Annotated in this window: 17 protein-coding genes; 3 read left to right on the top strand and 14 right to left on the bottom strand. The window is 35.9% G+C overall.

The window, feature by feature from the left end; all coding sequences use genetic code 11:
• Positions 1-84 precede the first annotated feature (84 nt).
• From JOC48_RS16980 to JOC48_RS16950, 7 genes are all read right to left on the bottom strand, one after another.
• On the bottom strand, positions 85-4,494 hold the full coding sequence (locus tag JOC48_RS16980; protein ID WP_204501611.1) for a coiled-coil domain-containing protein: 4,410 nt from the start codon (positions 4,492-4,494) through the stop codon (positions 85-87).
• Positions 4,481-5,245, bottom strand: coding sequence for a DUF6063 family protein (locus JOC48_RS16975; RefSeq protein WP_204501610.1), 765 nt, complete (start codon positions 5,243-5,245; stop codon positions 4,481-4,483). Before JOC48_RS16975 ends, JOC48_RS16980 begins: the two co-directional genes overlap by 14 nt.
• The gene (locus JOC48_RS16970) at positions 5,238-6,782 is read right to left on the bottom strand and encodes a BAR domain-containing protein (protein ID WP_204501609.1); all 1,545 of its coding nucleotides are present in this window, start codon (positions 6,780-6,782) and stop codon (positions 5,238-5,240) included. The genes JOC48_RS16975 and JOC48_RS16970 overlap by 8 nt, the downstream gene beginning before the upstream one ends.
• A gap of 3 nt (positions 6,783-6,785) precedes the next feature.
• On the bottom strand, positions 6,786-7,829 hold the full coding sequence (locus JOC48_RS16965) for a Wadjet anti-phage system protein JetD domain-containing protein (protein ID WP_204501608.1): 1,044 nt from the start codon (positions 7,827-7,829) through the stop codon (positions 6,786-6,788).
• A gap of 460 nt (positions 7,830-8,289) precedes the next feature.
• Positions 8,290-9,291: a WYL domain-containing protein gene (locus tag JOC48_RS21345; protein ID WP_204501607.1), complete on the bottom strand. Its 1,002-nt coding sequence runs from the start codon at positions 9,289-9,291 to the stop codon at positions 8,290-8,292.
• 102 nt (positions 9,292-9,393) lie between these two features.
• A complete protein-coding gene (locus tag JOC48_RS16955) occupies positions 9,394-12,621 on the bottom strand; it encodes a UvrD-helicase domain-containing protein (protein ID WP_204501606.1) in 3,228 nt (1,075 codons plus the stop codon).
• Positions 12,618-15,335 carry a PD-(D/E)XK nuclease family protein gene (locus tag JOC48_RS16950; RefSeq protein WP_204501605.1) on the bottom strand — a complete coding sequence of 906 codons (2,718 nt, stop codon included), beginning with the start codon at positions 15,333-15,335 and terminating at the stop codon, positions 12,618-12,620. The genes JOC48_RS16955 and JOC48_RS16950 overlap by 4 nt, the downstream gene beginning before the upstream one ends.
• Positions 15,336-16,055: 720 nt before the next feature.
• Between JOC48_RS16950 and JOC48_RS16945 the strand changes: the two genes are divergently transcribed.
• On the top strand, positions 16,056-16,571 hold the full coding sequence (locus tag JOC48_RS16945; protein ID WP_204501604.1) for a hypothetical protein: 516 nt from the start codon (positions 16,056-16,058) through the stop codon (positions 16,569-16,571).
• A 30-nt stretch (positions 16,572-16,601) separates the two neighbouring features.
• Here the strand turns inward: JOC48_RS16945 and JOC48_RS16940 are convergent, their stop codons facing one another.
• From JOC48_RS16940 to JOC48_RS16910, 7 genes are all read right to left on the bottom strand, one after another.
• Positions 16,602-17,240 (bottom strand): hypothetical protein, encoded by a 639-nt coding sequence (locus JOC48_RS16940; RefSeq protein WP_204501603.1) that lies wholly within the window; start codon positions 17,238-17,240, stop codon positions 16,602-16,604.
• Entirely contained in the window at positions 17,240-17,995 is a 756-nt protein-coding gene (locus JOC48_RS16935; RefSeq protein ID WP_204501602.1) for an ImmA/IrrE family metallo-endopeptidase, read from the bottom strand. Before JOC48_RS16935 ends, JOC48_RS16940 begins: the two co-directional genes overlap by 1 nt.
• 5 nt (positions 17,996-18,000) lie before the next feature.
• Positions 18,001-18,348 carry a helix-turn-helix domain-containing protein gene (locus JOC48_RS16930; RefSeq protein WP_204501601.1) on the bottom strand — a complete coding sequence of 116 codons (348 nt, stop codon included), beginning with the start codon at positions 18,346-18,348 and terminating at the stop codon, positions 18,001-18,003.
• Between the two features lie 303 nt (positions 18,349-18,651).
• Positions 18,652-20,427: a DUF262 domain-containing protein gene (locus JOC48_RS16925; protein ID WP_204501600.1), complete on the bottom strand. Its 1,776-nt coding sequence runs from the start codon at positions 20,425-20,427 to the stop codon at positions 18,652-18,654.
• 3 nt (positions 20,428-20,430) lie between these two features.
• Entirely contained in the window at positions 20,431-21,729 is a 1,299-nt protein-coding gene (locus tag JOC48_RS16920) for a DUF262 domain-containing protein (protein WP_204501599.1), read from the bottom strand.
• A 244-nt stretch (positions 21,730-21,973) separates the two neighbouring features.
• The gene (locus JOC48_RS16915) at positions 21,974-22,144 is read right to left on the bottom strand and encodes a hypothetical protein (protein ID WP_204501598.1); all 171 of its coding nucleotides are present in this window, start codon (positions 22,142-22,144) and stop codon (positions 21,974-21,976) included.
• Positions 22,125-22,376: a helix-turn-helix domain-containing protein gene (locus tag JOC48_RS16910; protein WP_204501597.1), complete on the bottom strand. Its 252-nt coding sequence runs from the start codon at positions 22,374-22,376 to the stop codon at positions 22,125-22,127. Before JOC48_RS16910 ends, JOC48_RS16915 begins: the two co-directional genes overlap by 20 nt.
• A 273-nt stretch (positions 22,377-22,649) precedes the next feature.
• On the opposite strand from JOC48_RS16910, the gene JOC48_RS16905 reads away from it, so the two are divergent.
• Positions 22,650-22,868 carry a hypothetical protein gene (locus tag JOC48_RS16905; RefSeq protein WP_204501596.1) on the top strand — a complete coding sequence of 73 codons (219 nt, stop codon included), beginning with the start codon at positions 22,650-22,652 and terminating at the stop codon, positions 22,866-22,868.
• Positions 22,869-22,978: 110 nt separating this feature from the next.
• Positions 22,979-23,329 carry a hypothetical protein gene (locus JOC48_RS16900; protein ID WP_204501595.1) on the top strand — a complete coding sequence of 117 codons (351 nt, stop codon included), beginning with the start codon at positions 22,979-22,981 and terminating at the stop codon, positions 23,327-23,329.
• Positions 23,330-23,540: the final 211 nt, after the last annotated feature.

Genomic DNA, 23,540 nt, shown 5'->3' with positions numbered 1-23,540 from the left:
GTAAAAATGGTACCTGTTACCCCACGTGAACTTGTCTATATGAAGTGCCGGGTACCATTACATTTTTGTGCTAAATTAAACTTACTAAACCAAGCTACCTTGCTCAACTAACTCGTCTTCGTTTATATACTTAAACGTTTCAAGGGTTTCTTTAAATGTAGATTCTAAAATCTCCGTTTTTGTGTTTGGTTCATAATTGTAAACGTTACTATATACAACAGGGAATTTACTGATGATACGTGGAGTGTCATGTGCAGTTAGACTAATTAATTGAATGTTATTCTTCTTAGCTGTTTCAAGAATCGGATCAACTACATGATCGTTGGATGCCTTACCGAAAGGATTGTCCACAATTATAGTGAATGGCTCCCGATCTCTTCCCGCTTCAGCTCGTCTAACATGCATAATATATACCATGAACATCGTCATATAAACGGTATATTGTTCTCCACCACTCCACTTAACAGCTATTTCCCAAGGCGCATACTCGATTCTTTTATTCTTGTCTCTCATTACTTGTTCTTTTTTTGGTTTATATATTTCAATTTGACACTGATGGAAAGGCGCGTAGCATTTCATTAACTCCCTAGTGTCTAACTGTGACTGAATATAACGTTGAATTTCTTCTTGACCGGCTCCTTCATTCAACCTTCTATTTATATCTCCCACCACATCTTCAATATGACGGGACATATGATTTTTAGCATCTTCATCTAACAGTCTATCCCACTTTAACCTAATGGCCTGTAATTCTCTACCGTATAAACTTAACCTTGAACTTTTTGGCATTTCTATAATACGATCATAGATAGCTCCAACCCTGTTTAAAGCCATTTCTATTAGTTCTTTCCTGTCTTTTTCTACTTCAACTTTAGTCTGTTCTAGCTGCTCCTTGTAAAGGTTGCTTGCTTCCAAAACTCTTGTGAACTTATCAATTACATAGTTAGAATCAAATAACCTTTCCTCTGCCAACAACAAGTCAAATTGCTTGGCTAATTGTTTAATTTTGCTGTTGTCTGTACCTTCTAGGAGAGCCTTGAAATTAATGAATTTACTCTTAACTAAGTCCTCAGCGCTTTTTAAACCAGTAAACAATTTCTTGAATTCAGATATTTGTTGATTCGTAAAGGAAATCAACTGTTCAACTTCACAATCAAAGGTATCAAGCGGTGCAACTATACCTGGAACTATTTCAGGAAGGTTACTTTTCAATACTTCATAACACTTATCGTATGCGATTTCTTTTGACTCTAAATTATCAATATCTTCAATCAAAACTCCTCGCTTATCTTCTAACTCACCTTGCAAGAAAACAAACTTATGGTATTCTCTGTCATCTGTATATCTATAAGCTTCTTTATCATACTTATCTTTTATAGACTTCAAATTGTTACCGAGAGCACCTTCTAATTTATTTAATTCCCCGTTAACATCGTTTTTTCGTTGTTCTAATGGTTCGATTTTGTCTTTGTAACTTCTTTCTAATTCTCTTGCTTTTACGATTTCATTATATGTGACATTGCGCTTATTAGATTCTAACCATGAGTCTTCAATTTCATTTTCTTTTATATCATCCTCTTCTCGTTCAATACCCTTTTTGCAATCTTCCAGAGAATCTTGAATCCCTTTCAACTCTTTATACTCTCTATTTAAATCTTCCCTACTAGATTCATACAACCCTTTAGCAAGTTGATAATCGATTGAAGGTCCATAAATTTGCTTACCCTTCCAGCCAAACTTTTTCTGATCCTCATTATGCTGCTGCCTTTCCATTACCAAACGATTCTCATTTTTATTAAGTTCGGTTATCTTGTCAGATATCTTTTGCATACGAACTTTTATTTCGCCTTGTTCCTTTTCTATCGCACCATCTCTTACTGCAATCTCTTTTAATTGACGAGAATGCATTGGTTCATCAGCGGATTTATCGACAAACTCTTTCACTTTCCTTTGTTTGTCCTCAGCATCTTTTAATTCGGATTCAACAACCTCCAACTCTTCTTTCCATTGTTCAATGTTGTCACTTAAAGTAACAAGAGAAACCTTCAAACTTTCAATACCTTCTTTTAATGCAAAACGTTTCTCTTTTAATTGATTTAGTACATTGACTGCAGACGATTCATACTCAAAGGAATAACTAGAAAAGAAATCCTCAGTTACCTCAATTACTTTTCGGCAATTTGAATGTTTTCCTTTAACTTCTTTAACTACATTTTGAGCACGAATCAACAGCTCTTCGTTCCGTTCAATAAGCTCTTCAATTTTATCTTTGCCGACAAACAAGTTCACATCAATACTTTGATATACCCATGTGTTTTCATGGGATGTTACTAAATTTAGGTTTTCTATATAATTACCTGTTTCTTGCGCTCTCAGTAATTCTTCTTTATCAATAAAGATGATAGGAGATAAGCTTTTCCATTCTACTCTGTTCATCTCTTTGGGAATATCTTTTATTTGTGAGCTTTCAACTAGTACTGAATACGGAAGAAGTGGTAGCTTATTTAGTATTTCCGTTTTCTCAGATTCACTTAAATCTTGATCGGAAAGCCATTCACTTCCAAGAACCACAAAGATATTCCTTTTATCGAGGTAACGCTTAACACCCTCTATTTGATTATTTGGTACAAAGTAGGGAGTGTCCTTTAAGCGTACTAGCTCTTCTTCTATTACTCTAACTTCATTACTGTATTTTTCCAACTCACTTTCTTTATCTGCTAATTCATTCCGCAGACTCATTAACACTTCATCTAATTCATTTTGATTAGAGGGTACTCGCGAACCGAAAGACGATAACCATGATGATAATTTATCTTTATGAACATAATAATCGCCTAACTTATTTTCCGCAGCTTCAATACTATTTTTTGTATCAATTTTCTGTATTTTTCTATCATTAAGCTCGTCCTTTAAGTTTCCAATTTTTTCATGACCATTGTTTATGTCGTTGGAGTAACTCTTTTTTCTTTCCAATAAAGCTTCTAGTTCCTCCTGCGATTTCTCTAGGCACTCTTGGGGATTTAATAATTCCCATTCATCAAACCAAGAAAGTAAGAGCTCTTTAGATTTTTGTAATTCTTCTACCCGATATTCAATCTTTACTCTCTTTTCAGATAGCTTTTTGGCTTCGTCACTAAGCTCGTCCTTTTTAGATTCTTGATTTTTTAATTCATCTGAAATTGATAACACTTCATTGTTGACCTTTTCTATCTTATGTTTTAACTCTTCCTCATGAATGATCCATGAGTAGGATGCTTCTTCATGCCTTTGTTCTAATAACCCCTTTAATTCAACATCCTTTTTTTCTAAGTTTTCAATACTAGACAACAAACTTTTATGTTTTATCAACAGCTCTGATTGACGATTATAAGCACGCATTGCTTTCAATTCCCGCATTGTTCTATTCGCTTCGTCCTTTGAAGTTTTAAGGAGTTCCAACTCTTCCTTCAAATCCACCAAACCTTTTTTTACATTAATTATTTCTGCTTTTTGTTTAAACGACTCAAAGCTTTCTATCTTCCAGTCAAGATCAGCAGATTCTTTGTTAAGTTCACTCAACTCCCGCTGTTTTAGCAAAATTGCTTCCTTAGCCGCTTGAATTGAGTGATTAAATGTTTCGGATAACTTTAATAGATAATCCTTCTTTTCATTCTTTTCTTTTTTTGCTGACTCGTATTTTTCTACAGATTGAATTACTTCCTCAATATTATCCTCAACAACTGCAAAGTCCTTAATGTTTTTTTGGATATCCGGTATCTTTAATAAGTTCTCTTGGAATTTGTAAAACGCATCTGTTAAAGTAGTTCCATTTTTATCTTCTGAAAACATAGCTTTTTCTAACGAAGGAATAAATAAACGGTCCAGTAATTTGGGAACTGTATCCGTTTTTTCAAAAAATGCATCTGCTGCACCTTCTGACACATTTATTTTTTTGATATTCTCCCATTCCTCAGGGATGACACCTTGCTCTCTCAATACTGCTTGATATTCTTTAACCTTTTTTGAGTTGTAAACTGTTGTAGGAACCTTAGTTATGTTCTTTACTTTATCTCTGAATATTTCATAAGAAGTGACATATTTTCTACCATTTTCTTCTGCGTAAACAGGAAGGTCATTTATTGAAAATTTACCCCTCGGATATTCAATTGTATAGGTGTAAAATCTTAGAGATGACTTTCCTGAGCCAGCCTCTTTTCTGTTTTCAAAAGAAAATCCTGTAATTAACCGCTGGTCCCCTTTATCATCTAGTTTCCATTCCACTATAATGAACCCATTTTTACCTTGTTCCAATGTTTCGTCTAGACTTCTCTTTCCGCTCGATGTATTCGGCAAAACCACTTGCAATAGCAGATGAATAAACGTTGTCTTCCCTCCACCGTTCTCTAAGATAAACAACGATTGTAAACCTTTAAAGCTGAAAGTATTATAAGGGATTAGTTTATCCCCTCCATCAATGTTGATATTGCATAACTTTACCGCATTAATCGTTGCCATAATTATCGTCCCTCTTCATTGAAAATATTGAGCTGTTTAAAAATTTAAATAACTGTTCTCGCCTTGAATCGTTGAAGTAGTACCGAATAATTAACGCATCCATTTTGGGAGTTAGCTTAATTTCATCTCCTATTTGCAGTAATAAATCTTCTTTTTCTAAATTTCTCAGAATTCGATTAATCAAACCAATTTTTCCGCTTGGCGCTTTATCTGGGCTTTTTGCCGTTTCAACCACCAGAGCTCGGTTATTCCAAACATCCAAAATACTTTTCAGATCAAGTTCAAGCTCTTCTGAATACTGTTCTACCGCTTTGTCACCTAATTCATTTAATTTGCTCATATAATGATTAATAGATTTTGAAAATTCACCTAAAGACACGGATGTTCTATCTGATAATCTCTGTGTAGATGAATTATAAAACATACTCAAAAGTATTAGCATTGAAAATTGACCGGCATACAATTCAGCATTGTCCTTTAAGCTCCACAATTCTCTAAGTTCTTTATTATTATATTGATGATACTCATTATCAAAAGATGGGATGATATAGATCGTCTGACTAGGATCTAGTTGAACAAACTTCACCTTTGTTTGCACTTCAATAACATCCTCCAGTACCTCTCTTACTTCTCCATCCTTATAAAGATTGAATAAATGTCGTTCGCTTGGCTCAACCTTACCCTTAATTTTGATGGACTCATAGAACTCTAAAGCTTTTGCAAAGATTCTTTTGTTCTCATTACTAATCATCATAATTTCTCCTAACAATAAAATTAGAAATTTCTTTTCCAAGTGGTTTAAGCACTATAAACTCATCCGTCTTCAAATTTATCGAAGCGCTTGAACAAACTTTATTTATTTCACTTTCGTTTATAAATTCCAATAAAGCCTGTGTAAATTCGTCTAAGTGAGGTTGTAACTCTGGTTTAATAGTTTTAAAGCTGATATATCGTCGTTGGTGCATCTGTATCAACGCTATATAAAACTCGTCTTGACTCTTAACTTCTTCTGGTATGGACTGTATATATCCTTTCATCTCATAGGACTCATTATTTAATAATGGATTGAACAACCATTCAAACACAATCTTTGCTTTAGCGATTTTCAACTGGGTCCTTTTCCTATCCTCTGCCTCTTTCAATCTCTTTTGCTCAGGAGTAAGCTCTGGAATAGCTTCCTTTGTCTTTTCATATTCTTTTTTCATTTTTTGCGGTTCGAAGAATATACCAGGATGAAATAGCCGAGACGGTTTTATAGGATTTAAAGGTTTTAATATTTTTCTCATTCCCTCTAAATCAATAAGGTTATCTATTGCAAGTGACAATACTTCTTTTTCAAAATTAATATTAGTGTGAAAGGAATTAAACATTAAGTTCTCAATGTTATCAGTAAAAGTCTTTTGTAAATCCTGCTTCAAAGAGAAAAGTACTTCATGAGCTTGCATCGCTTCACTCCATCTACGCTGAACCCTCCTAATTGCCTGGATAGCCTTCGCTTCTCTTTCTGTCCACTCACCATCACCTTTATAGTATTTATCTAGTGTATATTCAACCAATTGTTTTAGTTTAGCAAATGCCTCTTTTTCACTTCTTAAGGTTTCGTCGTATCGTTGTAATGTTTTTTCGAATTCTTTTTCTCTTGCAACCTGTAAAACGTCTTTTGATATTGTCTTTATTAGATTTTTCATTTCATTATGACGGTTCCTTAGTACGAATATAAGTTCTTCTACCGTTCTGATAGCTCCATCAAACACACCTCTATCAATCTGCTGCCTGAAATACATTTGCATAATTGTAACTTGCATTTCTTGGAACATTTCTTTAGTTTTAAAAAGTCCTTCAATCGCTTCCGGTGTTAAGACGAATGATTCACTTTGTTTAGATGCAGTGGATACGTCATAATTCTCTTCAAAATCTATTAAATGAAAACTTTTTTGATTAAATCTATTTTTCTCAAAATCATAATAATCGTACACAAATTGTTGGCCGTTATTTCTTAAATATTCTCTGACTATTAAAATAGTTTTTTCTTGAGCCTCAGAAAAGCTCATTTCATAATCCACTTTTTCTTTAATTAATCTTTGTAGAAACTTCGCTATATCCTTGTAGGTATTGTTCTTTTTGTAGTGAAGCATATTATCAATCATAAACAAAAGAATGCTCAGACCGATTGATGAAAGAGGGATATTCGCAACCCGTTCTTTTCGATCTAGTTCCAACAGCGGTTTGTATATCAAGATAGACTCTAACCTTGTACCAAAATCTTTAAAAATATCATTGTTATACATGATTTACTTCCTTTCAGCCATAGACCTTAAAACACTCTTATTCAAACCCTCTTGTGGCAAATAATATTCTTGGATGATCTCAAAAAAATCATCTCTTAAAGAATCGGATAGGTAAGAACCGAATTCTTCCGCAATATCGACTTTATACTTTTGTTTCTTTTTTCTTTTAAGCCGTGTGGTTTTATATATTAATAGCAGCTTTTCATAAAAAGCAGCCATAGGTTCTAAAGAAATCTCATTTTTTCTCATTAACGATAGACATATCTCTATTCCAATGGGATCTATATCACCAAAATAGTACCCTTGTATATCCTTTGTATCAGTTCCGACTATATCCCAAATCGATTCAATACTTCTTATGATTTTTTCGCCTTCTCCGTAAATTAAAAAATCAAATTTTACTCCAGCAAATGTCGTAATTCCCTCTTTAAATAATTCTTTAAAAGAACCGTAAGTATCCTTATTCTCAACAATCAAAACATTGCTTTGAGTTAGCTCTTTCCAAGAAGGTATCGCGAAGTAAAAAAAGGGTTCAAATATTTGTGAGCACCTTAGATCAGATAATGATAATCCCACCTTCTTCAACAAGGACATACCGTTTCCGGATAACCATTTTTCATCCTGAACTAACTGAAATGACCTCTCATTAACCGTTAACCAATCTTGTGAATCTGAATTCAAGAACTGATTTATTTTAATTAAGAAATGACGGTCTTCAGCGTATTGTTTAGGTTGCTGAATATAAAACGAAACTTTCATTTTCACATGATACATTGTTAATATTTCTTTTTTATATTCTTCTGAGACTACTTCTTGCACTTTTACCTTACGATATCTTTTATAAAGCTTGAGCTCTGGCCGATGGTGGTGACTCTTTCCACTAGACACAACAGGCTCAATAATATCCTCTTCAACTAACCTTTTTATTGAATCTGAAAATTTTGAATAAACAAAATCACAATGAAATTGCAATGAACTTTGGATATCCCAAGTATCTATATAAACCTTCCGATGATTATTAACAAATTCAAGCACTTCCCTATACATAAATACCTCCGTTTTCTCTAGTTCTCAAGTCAGGACTTACGGGAACCACCCAATCCCCTTTAATTAGCTCATTCATTTCTATATCTTAAACAAATAACTCATTCTATTATAGATAGAAATCTTTTAATCTAAATAAGACTTTTGGCTCCTCACAAGGCATAGTAAAATGTCTTACATTCAATAAATGACTGACTTCATAATCAGCCCTGTTGTTTGGTTTTAAAAAAAGGGACTACAATAATTTAAAAACAATTCTTTAAAACGAAACTATTAAATATAGGGGTCAGATCCCCTCCTTGTGAACATTTGTCCTACGTACGGAGGGTCTGTGACCCTTCATCTCAAAATAATAGGTTCCGGTAATTCTTCATAACAATCAAAACCTAACTACTTATAGAAATTTATTAATTATTTTCTTTTATAAATTGTAACAAATAGGATGTACCAAAAACGGCACACCCTACTCATTATACGCTTCTATCATCTTTTTAGTTTCTGCTTTTATATCATTAACAAGTGATACTGGTGATAAAACTTTCACTTGGCTTCCCCATCCCATTATCCAAGCTATTAATCCTTTACTAAGTTTTGCTTTTGCCTTTAAAAGAAAAGTTTCATTTTCTCCTTTTCTAATATCTGCATAGATTCCAAATTTATCTATCACTCCGTTAAGAACATCTTGTTTTAAACTAAATCGAAGTGTTATCCACTCGTCTTGTCCTCCAAACATATGAATTGAATTTTGTACGTAATTACTAATGTCTATTTGATTTCTAATAAAACTTTTATCCGTAATTAAAACATTTCTCATGCGGTCTAATCGATAATTTCTTGGGTTTTTTTCATCACCGTATTTTATATCTTCACCAATTAAGTAATAAAAGTTTGACTCCCAAATTAGAGCATAAGGCTTGATATGATAAAGTTCACTATCATGTCTGTACTTAAACTTTTTACTAATATCCACATCACCATATTGGAAAGTTATCATTCTTCTTTCATAAATAGCATGATGGATTTCATCAATGTGATGTTTAATCCTCTGGTAATCGTGATTAATGGATTGTTCATAATTAATCGGATCAGGAAGCGTTTTAGCTGTTTTCTCACTTGTTAGTTTTTTTACATTGTTTATAATAGTCTTTTTCTCTTCTGTTGTGATAAACCTGGCTGATAAGATAGGATCTACTAATAACCTCAATTGATAAGTCTCAAACAGACGTACCTGGTGGCTATAATACTTTTTACCATATTTGTCTTCGTTTTCTATAATATCGAACCCTGATTCTCTTAGTGTATTTATATATCTTTTAAGAGCTTTTTTATCTGCTGTACATCCTGGTATTGCAATTGCCAACTTATCAACCAGTTCTTTTATAGAAAGCTCACTATTTTCACCAGTATCCCTAAGGAAGATATCTCTTAAAGCTAGTAATCGTAGTCCCGCTTTTACCTCACTCACTTTAACACAACCTTTACGCTCTCTTTTACCAAGTAAAGTCTGACATACTAAAAATTATAAGGGTACCTGTAATCTCTATTAGAACAGATACCACTCTTACTACTACTCTAGCACCGGTAGTTTTAGGTCTTCCTTCGCGAAGTGAATCATTGCACCAACGATTGGCATATGAATCCACACTTCATATACTGGTTTTCCCGTTGCTTTGTAAATAGCTTCTGCATAAGTTTGCAATTGTGGCAGATGGCTTGTCGCGCGGGTTAGCCAGTCTGATTCTTTACCTGGAAAGGATTTATGATCGATAATGACCCAACCTTTTGGTGTCTGTATCAGCATGTCGATCCAGCCAGATGCCTTTTGGAGGCCTTTTCGTAAGTGAATCGGCCATTCGTCATGACGTTCGATTATATCAGGGTATTCTTGAGCCACGAACGCTTCCAAACAGTTCGCCGCTTGGACCATCGATTGTTCAGAAATGGCGTACGTATCATACCTCTCCCGTATCGCTCTTGCCATTGCCAGTCTTTCTTCCAATCCTTTTGTTGGATCATCCGCTGCTAAAAAGTCATGAATAACTTCTCCAAGTAATGCCATGTCAGGACTGCCAGCTAACGGAAGGCGCGTTCCAATTCGGTGAATTCTTCCGTAAGCCTTCTCCGTTTCCAGGTTTTCTCCGTCGCCTAAAAGCTCTTCGGCATGCCCACTTGGGCGGAACCTTGCAGATTCGAATTGCACTTGCTCTCCTCTTTTTCCAACATATACGAAGGAAGCCTCTGATTCGATTGTCTCTTCTTCTTCCAATTCCTCTATGGACAGGTTTCTCACTTTACATGGATGTGCCTCTCCATTCACAAAAATCGTTCCACCTAAGTTTTCTGGATCATCTGCTTCGTCTTCAACACCTAAGTTCCCCAGCACTGGCTGACCGCTCTCATCGGATAATTCATCTAACCAGCCAATCTTTGAAAAATCTCGTGTTGCAAAAACAAGGTAATCCCTAGCTCTAGTCATTCCAACGTACATTAATCGCTGGTTTTCCTCTAAGTCAAGCTGTTTTTTTCGATGTAGCTCAGGGGCTTTTTCCACATAGCCATCTAGGCTAACATGCGCTGTTTGTTTTCCGTATGGCCACGGCCAATAAAATAACTGTCGTCCTTCTAGTGGTGCTTCTACTTGAAAGGCTGTTGTACTTACGGCAGTAACTTGGTCAAATACCGGCGGCTTGCTTCGGCCTGATGACTTTTCCAAGGAATTTAAAATAACAAAAGGCCACTCCAATCCCTTTGCCTTGTGGTAAGTTAACACTCGAACCGCATTCTCATCAGCCGATTCCGCAACAAGATTTAAGTTCTTGTCTTGCTCAGCCCTATCTAGGAAAAATAAGAAGCCACTTGTCGTTGCCACTGTGCCATTGGTTGATGATATCTCTTCAAATTGTGTTGCTAATTTACGAAGGGCATCTACATTGGCTAACCGCTGCTCGCCATCTCCCCATCTAAGTGTTACTTCGTCTACATTTGCCGCAACAAGTGCCATATCCAATACTTCTGACGGGCTCATTTGATTGATCTTTCCACGTGCCGTGTCCAAACGCTGAATCGGTTCTTCTTCCTTTAAGATATCCATCCGCTTTTCCTCGTCTAACCATTCCGATAACCAGCGTCCCTCGCCCCACTTTTCAGATGAAAAATGAATGATTTCAGCTAATGCTAACGTATCATTCGAATCAATTAAATATCGAAAAGCAGCTACAGCAAAAACTACTTCACGCGTTGCCATTAAGCCATTTTCCCCTACGGTAGCCGGAATCCCGATCTGAGACAAGGCTCCTGCCACTTTCCAGCAATCCTCGTTAGCCCTACATAAGATAGCGATATCACCAGGCTTTAAGGTACGGAGATCACGTGTCATCTTATCAACAACGAGATAGTCGTCTCGATTGCGGAGCACTTTCTTCACCCCGAAAGCTAAATGCTGTGCATCAGCAGTTTGATTTTTCGAATCGGAATAAGACCACGTTTCAATTGCTAAAGCTTGCTCAGGTTTATCGTCACGCTTAGGATCTAAAGCAACCTTCTCTTTTGTCATTCCTTTTGTCTTAAAAATAGGTACAAATAAATCATTCACAAAAGTAACAAGGGATTTCCTAGATCGATAGGACTTATCCAATACCTCGATATCCAAATCAGGAATACTTTCCATTGCCGTATTCATCAATTCTGGATCCGTCCCTCGGAAGCCATAAATCGCTTGTTTTACGTCCCCAACCCATGTCGCTTTATCAGCAATTTCTCGCAACTGCATATTCAAAGCAATTTGTAACGGACTGGAATCCTGAAATTCATCAACGAAAACTTCTGTAATTCTATCCTTTAATCTTTCTTGGTACGTCTCATCCTGCAATAACTTTAATGCTAATGCTTCTTGATCTGTAAAATCAATTAAACCACGCTTCCCTTTTTCTTCTGCATATGTATCCATCGCCTCAGCTGCACAATGGAACAAAGCAAACATAGCGTGTTTCAAATCTTCATGAAGCCTAGGGTGCCGGTCCTGAATCGAGGCAGCAGCATGTATTGGCGATACTACCTCCCTGCTTTTCGCTCCCGGCTTTAGTTTCATCAATTTTGCCCAAAGCTGCCAAGACAACGTACCATACCGTTCCCACATGTGGAGGGCTGCTTTGATGTCATTCATGGCATTTGTGGTCGCTTTCGTATTATCCTCGATTGGGAACTGTCCAATCGCCACAGTCAATGCGTCGCGAAGTGCTTGATCCAATTCCTTTGCATTGTCCAAAGGATCCGGAAGCCATACATTCATGCGTGTCCAAGAATAGTCAGCACATCTCTTTACATCCGTTGAATCCATCCCATTTTCCCTAGCAAGCCTTAATATGTTGAGCACCGTTTTCGGAAAATCCTCTAAGCCAAGACGGAAAAAAACGAGGCGGTAGTCTCTATCAAATTTATCAATACTATCTGTTGCAACACTCTCAAACAAAGTATTAGCTTCTGAGTCTTCCAATACTTTTTGAACAGGAGATAACCCCATCTCTAAGGCAAACTCCTTTAATAGGCGACCAAACACGCTATTCATCGTGCCCATGTAACCATCTAGAATTCGAGCAGCAGCGGTTGCATCCCCTTCTGCTAGCAGCTTGATACGTACACGTTCCATCAGCTCATCTGCGGCCTTTTTTGTAAAGGTTGTTGCTACAATGTTCTCTGGCGGCACATCGTGTTGTATCGATTGCAAAATTTCACTTGTTAACCGCGTTGTCTTCCCCGCTCCTGCACCAGCACTCAGCATTTTTAATTTACCTGTCATTTTTTAACGCTCCTTACACCACAGAGATTTTTGTAATCACAAAAAATACATGGGGGATCAATGATGGATGTAAATATTTTGTCATCATCATCCGGATTTTCCGCAGCAACCCCTGTCGCAATCGCTGTCCCCTCCGCCAAATGTGTCCACACTTCCTGAACGGATTCTTTTACAGTTTGATAGGATTCTATAAGAGACGGACTTTCGACGTGGTGCTCCTGTGGTACTTCTTCATGTGATCGTGCAAAAAACTCACCAGTACTTAACATAAAATAAGCGACAGGCAACTCATCAGAAGAATTGTCGGATAACAGCCAGTGATACAACGCCAATTGAACAGAAAGGTTTTCGATACGCTTCTTATAGTTCTGTGTTCTTTTGGACCATTTTGCATCAATTAACATCTTGTTCCCGGACGGGGTTTCCCCAACGAGATCCAATATTCCTTTAAATTCAACATTGTGATTCCAAGGCTTTTGCAGCTCATGTTCCGTATAATGAATGTTTATTCCCGCCTCATTCAGCACAAGGAAAAATTTCTTCAATGACTCTTGGAGGTGGAATCTCGTTTGGTTTAGTAACCTGGTCTTTTCAGGCTTTAATAGGGGTGCAGCTAACTTCGGAACCCACTCATCAAACAATTCTCCTCCCCGAAATCTTACCTCGTCCGTGTCCCAATTCGTTTTCTCTTCTATTAATATCTCTAAAATTTTATGACCGAGGTTTCCAAGCATAATCGACTCATTCGGTAGAGACAAGATACTACCCTGCCTAATTTTCGCGCCATACTGGAACGTCCACCGAACGGGACACCCAACTAAACTTTCCATACTTGTTGCCGATTCGACCTTTTGCGGTTGTACAACATCTCTCGGCAGACGCCAAGATCTTATTGGCTGTGGAAGCGCACGGGATTCTAATGGCACACGCTCAACCGCTTTTTCTTCTAAGGTACAGTTCAACTCTTTTCGCAATGCTCCGGCATCCACGGTCAGTTTATCTACGGTTGTATCTTCTCTTGCTACGGCATAACGAATCTCATCCCAAAACGGATGCATCGTCCGTTCTTCCCCTTTTACTTTTGTCGGAGCAATCAAGATCAACCGCCTGTTCGCTAATTGGGCAGCACGTTGCCATGAAGCTGCTTCTCTACGACGTTTTACATCCTCCCCTAATAGGAAGATCCCTTGTTCCTCAAGCCATAAGCGCTCTTTTGTTGAACACGTTCGGATATTCGGTCCTGACATGTCTTTATGAAATCCCCACCACAGGATTGTTTCTCCGTGATTCCAAATGTCGCCTGGTTGCTTCACTATTTCCCATTTGGAAGCTTCTTGCTCATTATTTGGCAACGGAGCACCTTCTCCAATCACCGACTCAATCACCCGGACCACTTGTAATCGGGTAACGTTTTCTACACCTAGGGTTTTCACTCCTGTCACGATTTCAGTTGCATGCTGCATCACTTGTGAATAGGTGATGTCACCTGTAACCTGGAATCTCGCTGTTGCCCATTGCCCTACTTTTTGACAAATATGTGATAGCTTTTCCACAGGCATACCAACATATGGATCAAAGTAATCGTGTTGAATCCAAAGGGCAAGTTTATCTTCTAGATTCTTTCTCTTTTTCTTCAGATCTGATTGACTAAATTCTTCTTCTTCCCACGCTTCTTCATATGCCTTCATTCCCTCTTCAATTGCTTTCTCCCACTCCGGTCCACCTATTCCAGGAGCATTTGCTAATACTTTTGCAAGCTTAAAGCGAATTTTCCCAGGGACAGGAGAAGACGGAATTGTTAATAATTCAAGCAGTTGATCGACTCTTTGTGGTTGCCAATAGGTTTCAATCGTTAATGGTAATACTTGTAGAATCGCACGCCATTTCGATGGCACAGATGTTCCAACAGCAGGAACTCCACGCCGATGAAGCATCTCATCAAGAAACAGCGAACCTTCTCCTTTTATCAGAATCGTGTCGTCTGAACCTTTTTCCTGTAACCAGCTAATCAGGAAGTCCGCTGCATCCCATTCCTGTCCTGCTTTTACAAGCAGCAAGCTCCCGTCCCCAGTCGCTTCCTTTGGCTCTGTTTCACCTGCAAAAACAGATTGTAGAAGTGATAGGTCATTCAATGGACGTGAGTTATTCTCTTCTATGGAAGGTAATTGCTTGGTCACCTGCACGCCGAGGTCTTTCAGGCAATTGATTAATTGAATAGCCCACACATCCCAAAGCTGTTCGTCTTCATCTACAATCCTAATTTGATCGATATCTAGCTTGCGGTCTGTTTGTTTGAGCGTGTACAGTAATGCCTGTACTCTATCTGGGAAACCAAGCAACTTGTCTTCGTTAGCAAGCTCAAGCTCTGCCAAGGTTTGGATCCAATCACTTCCACCAACGTGCTCTTCCGGGTCCCAACCCGCTAACACTAATTCATCACGCCGGCGCAGCAACTCTTTTGCGGTATTCCATGAATCCGTCTGATACGATTTCGCATAGGGCTTGTCCTCTGAAGCGTGACTACCGAGCAGCTCCTGCCAGCTTGCAATTCGTAGGTTCTCTGATACCTCCGGGGAGTTAAGCCCTAACTGTGTTTCTAAGATTCCAATAAAACCTTTAAAGCCAGTAACAACTGTCCCAACAGATGCTTCCTCTTGCCCTAGTGCATCTGGATAGGTGGTAGAATCTAACCAATAACCTAGTATTATTTTCAAAATAGTGACCTCCTTTTTTTAAAAGTAAATTCTCATTTCTATTGTCTATCTCTTCTCTATTACAAAACTCAGATTGTGATGTCACTTCGACATCTGGTCTTTAAAAGTGTCTTTTTACCTATATGTTTTCTATTATAAAAATGTAAAATCCTTCTAATTGATACACTTAACGTTTATTTATTATATTGTACTCAAAAAGGTACACCAAATTTGGTGTACCTTTTTGATAACGTATGTGCAAATGAAGGTGGATAGATTTCGGAATAGTAAACGAATTCCTCTCCGATGGAATATCCGAATTTTCCAATGTCCATCTTAATGTATTGTATATGCCTTTTAGTTTGTTACGCACTAACCTTTTAGCATCTCTAAATTTTAACTGTGGCATCAAACTATTCCAACTGTTTCCTGAATTTCGTGCGATTACCCTCTCAAGAATATCCTTATCTGCCTTTAAAAATTATTCCTATGTCGTTAGGGAATTACGTGTTGAAGTTGAAAGAGAGACTGTTAATAATTTTGAGGACATGATTGGGGGAATTTGAATAGGACAGGATTGAAGTATCCTGTCCTTCATTAATCAGCTACTTAGACTTCTTTCTCAGTCAATTAGCCTAGATATAACTGGTTGAAATTTAATAAAGCAGTACTCAAGAACATTACAAATGATTTAACATTTTATTTTGCTCCATACATATCATTTGGTAAGGGGGAGTAATCATGTCTGAATTCTTAATGCTTGGAAGCTTTTCACCGATTCTCAAAAAACTAAGAAGGGAAAAAGAAATTTATGGGTGGAGAGAAGCAAGCCTATATCATGGACACTACGCTTGTATTATTAGTGGACTCACATACGATTTAACTGTTCATCACCTGAAAAGTTTTAGCAGTATATTAGAAGAAACAGTAGATGAATTAACGCAAAGTAAAATTATCGATAGCGATTGGTATCTTGCTCCATGTATAACTAATGAAATTAGATCTCTTTTCTTAAAAAAGCATAGAGTATATGGTTTAGGCGTTGTCCTTCACAAAAAGATTCATCGTGAATTCCATCGCTTATATGGAAATAAAAACACACATGAACAATTTAAAGATTTTAAAAACTCTATCACAAGAAATAGGTTAGATGAACTTCTGAAAACTCCTGAGGACGGTGATACTATTTGTACAAAGTGCAATAAAGTAGTTGAAATATTATTTAATGACAGCTGTCTAAATTGCTTAGATTCATAGCTGTATGTTTCTCTGCAAATCTTACAAAATTCAGTTTAGGGTATCCAACCTATTATTCAGTGAGTTCAATTTTCTTTGACGTTTATAATCTTCATCCTCTGTATAAACCACCTTAAAAAATTTACGTACCTCCTTCTTAGAAGCAATACCGTATTGAACACAAAAAACGCAAAAATCTTCAATTGTGTCTTGTACAATCAATTCTGGCACTTCTTCTTCACTGACTGCTACACTGAATTCCTCGTCTTCAATAACTTCTCTTATTTCGTAATCGTTACTACATATAATATTAGCCGATAAAAGAATTGCTGCAGCTAACGAATCAATTTCTCCAATATTACTCGTATTTTTGATTTCTCGGCCCTGTTTTTTCTTTTTTTCATTTAATCGACGAAATCCATCTCTTACATTTTGTATGTAATGTTCATAAATTGTAAATTGTTCATTAGATAAGCAATTTTCATCATCTGGATCAAAAAGTATCCAATTGCCATTTTCTATTTGTTCTTCTGCATAACTTTTATTAGTAATAAGTTCATTCATAACAGAAATATGTATGTAAATCTTATCGTAGAGGTTGTTTATCCAACCCAAGACATCTTCCCTTTTGTAAACGACAGCTAAGTTAATGATATTAGCATCTATAAATACTTTACCTGATCTCCCCATTATTGCTGATCCTCTTCTTGTGCAGCATTTAACTTTTTAATTGCTTCTTGTTGATATTCCTTAGCTATGTCAGGGGACACTTGAGCCAATTTACTTGCAGCTTCCATATTACTTAGCTTTCCTTTTTGAATAGAGTTTTCAAGCTCTTTTTCATATTTCTTAAACTGGGAAAAAGGAAAGGCTTTGTCAAGTGGACTTTCTGTCAGACGGAGTACTTTACGTTGGTTAATCCATTCACTCTCTGAATATTTCTTTATAGATGATGGTATATTTAGTTTTAATTCCTTAATTCGCCTGACTACTGCTTCATACGGAGCAGAAGCCATATCGGCTATCATTATTACTGCCTTTTCATTTCCAAAGTCTTTTCTGAGACGTTCCCATAACAGACGTATAAGTGAAGCTGGCATCATAAGAGCTGCTGCAAATCTGTCAGCTGCTCTTTCATGATTTATTTCTTCCACAATCATTTCACTGAACTCAAGTAAGTGCCATAGTTCGTGAGCAGCCGTAAAATAACGAATACGCAATGGTTGTTGTGTGTTAATACCAACAAAAGTTTCGCCCGTTTTATATCTAACTGTTGCTCCATAGTACTCACTATCTGGGACATCTTGAAAAATTACATTCGCAAGTTCTTGAAGTTTTAATTCAAGTCCTGGACCAATAAATATCTCTGCACCAAAATATTCAAACAATGCTTGATATGCAAAAGCTTCTCCTACTTGTTCAGACTTATATTGAATTTTATCCATTTTACTTAATCCTTTGCTGAATTCATTTCTTCAATTCTTAGACTATCTTCAATAGCAAATAGCATGTTATTCAGGTGACGTTTTGCAGCTCTGGAATCTGCTTTCCCTCTTAAAGATAAGGTATACGCTTTTTCTTCTTCACTTTCTTTTGAAAGCAATTCCTCAACTGAAATACCCATAACTTTAGCAACTTGCGACATTCTTTCAGGTAAAAACTGTCGCTCTCCCGTCAGGATGTGCCCCATTAGGGATTTACTTATTCCTATCTCTTTAGCTAACCATTGTATCGATTTATTTTCTTCGTCCAACCAATGTCTAATTTTATCTATAGCTATTTGGTTCACTCTATTCATACATTCCACACCCTTACCAATGTATTTTTTATTTATCCTATAGTTGTATTATATCCAAAAACTCTATATTTGTGTAGACGTCTACAAATTATTTACTTGAAGCGGCTTCTTATCATCCCGAAAGCTATAATTCAAGAATATCTATAGAAAGATTAAGATAATAGAGCTCAAAAACAGTACCTGGTACTATCAATGGACAGGTGTCCACGTGTAGTACCAGGTATCCGACCTCGCCTTGTAAGTATTTGGAAAGTTATCGATAAACCATCGGCTTCATATTTCATTAACCTTCACTCTTCAATACTAGCCCTTCAAAATCCTAAACATTTCTTCTTTATGTTTGTTCGCTTTTTCCTCAGTCCATTTTGGATCATCAAGAGTGACTAATTCTTTCATGATCTTAAGTTTCAAACTTTGCTCGATAATGCTTGGGTAAGAGCTGATTTTCCCCTCTGGTGGTAAATTAGAAAACTTCGAGTTTCCTGACACTGTAATCAGTGCAAGGTTTCCAAAACCATTAAGGTCATCTGACTCCCAATTTACATCTTCAAATGGATTCTGTGGTTGGAAATGTTCAATGGAACTTCTAAACTGAAATTGCCAGTCATCACGCATTGGCGGAATAATCCTCCTACCCAAGTAAGAGTACCCATCCTTGTATAAAAGATAATCAAGGTAAGTGAATACGATTCTTTCAAAACCAAATCCACTTGTATTCTCAAAGCCTGATTGGATAACTTTTGACTTGCAATAATCTTCAAGGATTTTAATGATGTCACATGATTCATTCTCTAATAAGTTTGTTAAGACTAGTGAAATCCAATGCATAGTTTTAGGTGCTGTGTAGGTTATGCGCAAGCAGGATTGCAGCGTTCTTAATTGTTTATTATTCTTACTATCGTCATCACCAAAAGTACCTACATACTTTGGTTTATCGCTTTTCGCATCTCTATATTTCTCTAATCGTTGTAACGACCATTTACCAGTTTCTTTATAATCTCTAGCATATTCACGTTTCAAAATATATTTATCAAATAACACACGACATTTTAGTATATGATATAAAAAGTTCTTAGCTTTATCTGCATCACGCCAAGCCCATGATAAATTATTCAAGAAGTGTTTATCATCAAGTGTTGAATCCTCCTCTCCTAACTTATCAATAACTGCATTTACCTGAAGTAAAAAATTTGTGAATGAAATAGTCGATTCAAAACGTTCATTCTCAATCTCATCTTTACTTACTCTATTATTAAGAAGTTTCTTTTCTTTTAGAATTTCAATTAAAGGAACTGAATTTTTGTCATCTTCACCATTCGGAACACATTCCCTAATTGAATCAAAATCCCGGATACTTTCCTTAATGCTAGTCCAATCATTTGTAAAAAGATCTTTTCTAACTTTGGAATCAAAATTCATTTGGATATATGAGTCCATATCAGAGCATTTGTCCCAAATCAATGCAGCAGTTTTTTTATCATGTTCTGTATCCAAAACTTCTAAAAACTTTGCTTTTGCTATTTCATGAAGTTCAAGTTGCTCCCCACGAGTATTCATAATCTCAAAATAATGATTTAAATCAATATCTTGTGGGACTTGTGTACGAATAAGAAAAACCTTCTCTAGTTTACTAATTAATTCATTTTCGACTATATCATTAGTTTTAAAATAGTTTTCAATGATTTGATAACCCTCTAAAATTTCACCAGATACTAATTCCTCCAGCAATTCAGCATTGTTGTCATTTATCATTTTAAGTGTACGGTTGGATTTTTCTCGTGCTTCAAATCTCAACGCATCTTTCGCAATTTTCATACCAAGATAATTTGCTAATAGAAATAGTGTTGTCAAACGTTGTTGGCCATCTATCACTTCATAAACATTATTATCCGTTTGGTTAACAATAAGATTTCCAAGAAAATAGTTTTTATTTGGATCGTTTATTGAACTATCAATATCTTCTATCAGTTGTTCAATTTGCACTTCTCCCCATGCATAGTTTCTTTGATAAATCGGAATCACATAACTAATATTAGTAAAAATGCTTGATACCGGTATAATTTTCAGATTATTATCCATCGCCTACCACCTATTCCATTTACAAAGTAAATCATACACCGCTTTGTATTTCTCTTTATTTTTATTTTCAACAGCAGGTTGTTCCAAAACAATAAGTTTTAATTCTTCTGGATGGTTCATTTCACTAATTCTTGAAAACAGATCCAAATCCTTGTTTACACGTTCATGTCTTCCTCGTGCGTACTTATTGATTGTCTTAAGGTACACAGCATCCATGGTCAGTCGCAAAGAATAGCTCCATGAATATAGCTGCTGCCTCACACCTTTAGATAGGTTTTCAATACCAAAGCGATCAGCAAAAAACAATAACGCACATTCATATAACTTCTTAATGTAAATATCTCCAGAACGTCTACTTGGAATTTGTTCCTCTGTGTGATTCTTATTTATTAATTTTCGTATTTGCTCAAGTTGTTTTCCGTAGTGAAGAGCATAATTAAAAAATCGTTTTCCTGCCATTAGCGGCTGTGTTAATTGAAATTGATTTAATGCTCTAGATGCAAGTAGTTCATTACTTCCATTTGTATTAAACTGTTCCACGAAAATGTTACTTGCTTTATGATAGATGGCATAATTAAATGCATTCGTTGTTTTAATTCCTTTGAACACATCAATTTCACTTGAAGAATAGCCCAAACCACTCTTTCCCTTATACCATTGCGTCAAAGGGTAAAGATAACTATTAAATAAGTCATTCAAATCATCCTGGTTCACATTTTCCCATTGGTTGATAACTCTTACTTTCTGATGTTCGTCTTCATCATCCATCTCTCGTAAATGATATGACTTCAATAAATCGTGAGGTGATAACTCTTTGCCCCGGGAGTTTTGTGAATCGAAAAATTGAAAAGCCTCTTGCTCGTTGTCTGTGACAATTTGAACGGCACTACAATGTTTAAGTAAATATTCTTTGTATGGACTTTGCTCATCATCTGAAAGTTCACTTATCCTCTTAGATAAAATTTCAAAATTAGTCACTAATACATCATTAGATAGTTGATTGTATTTTTCTAGTAATAGCCCTTGAGTCTCATCACCTAAACAATATAAAAGAATCGAAAGGGTTGTCAGTCGCTGCTGGCCATCCACAACGTTGTATTTTTCATTTTCTTTATGTAAAATTACAGAACCAATTCTGTATTCTTGTGTATCTTCTTGATATGCATTATATGTATCAAGAAAAAGCGTATTTGTAGCCTTCACACTCCAACTATACGGACGTTGATACGATGGTAAGGCTAATTTCATTCCAAGTAATTCTTGAATCGTTGTTATTTTTAGTTCCTCTTGAAGTAGAGCCATCCTTAAATCCCCCAGACAATACTTAACGTTTTTTCTATAATACCACCCGCAACTCTTTTTCCCTAGCATGTACTTGGGTGAATTTATGTTTTTACAATAAGCTAGTATTTATTAATCATATTAATCCTTATAAACAATTTCTCCCCATGCCAATACAACAATATCACTATAATTTATAGCGTACTTTATATACCCCCAAGCTTCATCATCAATAAAAAAATGAGCTCTTCTAGTTCCAGAACTCTTAGTTTCCATTGTTGTAATTTACATATACATCCAATTCATTAAATTTAATGGAATCATATATTTCAGATACTAAAACAGATAGCACCCCTACTTGGTGCTGGTGCTTTTCCACATTCAATGCTTTCTTTACTACTCTTAATTGTTTAAGTTCATCTTTCAGATTTTTCATTTGTTCCATATCCCCTTTTCAGTTCTGATAATAAATCTATTTCTTCTTGTCCGATTCCTTTTGAAGCGAGTAACTGAAAAACTTTACTTTTCCAGCGTTCATTAATCGGTACAGTTCCAGTTTCCCACCTTGTTGTAACACTAGAAGGATGTACACCCAAAGCTTCAGCAAATTCTTTACGTGTTTTAAATCCGGAAATTATTCTGCAATACATTAATAAATCATTATCCAATGAGTTCACCACCTTCAGTAATTACTACAATAAAATTGCTTATTAGATAAAATAAAAGATGCTGGAAAACCAGCATCCACACTTTCAATCCTTCTCTAAAAGAATAATCACACATGATATTTTAATTTTAAAAAGCTTGGAACTATTGTTTTAAAACAAGATTCATCTGCTTATATCATTTCATCAGCTTATTAACCTGTTCATATAATAGGTGTTTCATTTTGGCATAAAGTAAGACATGCTATAATAAAAAGAAAAAATTATACTGAACATGTGGAAGATGGACTGAATGGAAAAAACATTGAAAGCAATTATGGAAAAGTTAGAAATTATGAAACAAGGATGGAGAGTTTAGAACAAGAACAACAAGGAATTAAACTAGATGTAAAACAAATTAATAACAAACTGGATTTACTAACTAAGCAAACAAGTAATTCAATTGATACTGATAATAATGATACTCAAAACCATATAGATTTCCTTGAACATTAGGTTTTGGAATTAGAAAAAGTGTTGTTCTATATGAAAAATAACTTAGACTAGAATCTTTTCTAAGGTTAAGAAATATTCAGTCATAATATAACTATAGGGTGGGTGCTTATATGAAGGAAAAACAAGGGTTTACTTATCATGTGGAAGCTAATTCAGATGAAACCAAGCTTGCAGAAAGTATTTTACTATTAACCAAGTCAAGAACCAGTGAATACGGTATTATTGATTTTAGGTTAGTTAAGGATAGAATTTCAAAAAACACAATCCTTATTGATACAGATAAAGAAATTGATTCATTTATTGAAAAACATATTGGTAAAATAACTGATAAAGGTGAACCGACTATTTTTACTATAAATGAAAAAGATTTATCTGAAGAAGCTTATGAAAGAATTGATAAATCATTTGATGATGATAAAGGTTATATTGTCCAGCTTGATAAATATGGTTTACTTACATAAAGATGGATATTGTTCCAGCATCTTTAAAATTTCAGTAACCAAAATTATGGTGCGTAACCGCAAACCCTGAACAGAACAATCCCCCGGTAAAGTGTTACGTTTTCTTAAATTGTAATTTAGCTATATAGACGTTATATGCATTTGCACATCTTTAAGAAGAACTATGCGGCGTACATATACTATCACTTTACCGTACTAACGGACAAACGCC

The organism is Aquibacillus albus (genome assembly GCF_016908325.1).
Lineage (GTDB): Bacteria > Bacillota > Bacilli > Bacillales > Amphibacillaceae > Aquibacillus_A > Aquibacillus_A albus.
Note: the sequence above shows the minus strand (reverse complement) of the source record. Positions and strands in the feature narration are given on the sequence as shown.

What these genes read in the sequence shown, in the direction of transcription:
- JOC48_RS16980 (WP_204501611.1), bottom strand. Translation starts at nt 4,494, where the DNA reads ATGGCAACGATTAATGCGGTAAAGTTATGCAATATCAACATTGATGGA.
- JOC48_RS16975 (WP_204501610.1), bottom strand. Translation starts at nt 5,245, where the DNA reads ATGATTAGTAATGAGAACAAAAGAATCTTTGCAAAAGCTTTAGAGTTC.
- JOC48_RS16970 (WP_204501609.1), bottom strand. Translation starts at nt 6,782, where the DNA reads ATGTATAACAATGATATTTTTAAAGATTTTGGTACAAGGTTAGAGTCT.
- JOC48_RS16965 (WP_204501608.1), bottom strand. Translation starts at nt 7,829, where the DNA reads ATGTATAGGGAAGTGCTTGAATTTGTTAATAATCATCGGAAGGTTTAT.
- JOC48_RS16955 (WP_204501606.1), bottom strand. Translation starts at nt 12,621, where the DNA reads ATGACAGGTAAATTAAAAATGCTGAGTGCTGGTGCAGGAGCGGGGAAG.
- JOC48_RS16945 (WP_204501604.1), top strand. Translation starts at nt 16,056, where the DNA reads ATGTCTGAATTCTTAATGCTTGGAAGCTTTTCACCGATTCTCAAAAAA.
- JOC48_RS16940 (WP_204501603.1), bottom strand. Translation starts at nt 17,240, where the DNA reads ATGGGGAGATCAGGTAAAGTATTTATAGATGCTAATATCATTAACTTA.
- JOC48_RS16935 (WP_204501602.1), bottom strand. Translation starts at nt 17,995, where the DNA reads ATGGATAAAATTCAATATAAGTCTGAACAAGTAGGAGAAGCTTTTGCA.
- JOC48_RS16930 (WP_204501601.1), bottom strand. Translation starts at nt 18,348, where the DNA reads ATGAATAGAGTGAACCAAATAGCTATAGATAAAATTAGACATTGGTTG.
- JOC48_RS16925 (WP_204501600.1), bottom strand. Translation starts at nt 20,427, where the DNA reads ATGGATAATAATCTGAAAATTATACCGGTATCAAGCATTTTTACTAAT.
- JOC48_RS16920 (WP_204501599.1), bottom strand. Translation starts at nt 21,729, where the DNA reads ATGGCTCTACTTCAAGAGGAACTAAAAATAACAACGATTCAAGAATTA.
- JOC48_RS16915 (WP_204501598.1), bottom strand. Translation starts at nt 22,144, where the DNA reads ATGAAAAATCTGAAAGATGAACTTAAACAATTAAGAGTAGTAAAGAAA.
- JOC48_RS16900 (WP_204501595.1), top strand. Translation starts at nt 22,979, where the DNA reads ATGAAGGAAAAACAAGGGTTTACTTATCATGTGGAAGCTAATTCAGAT.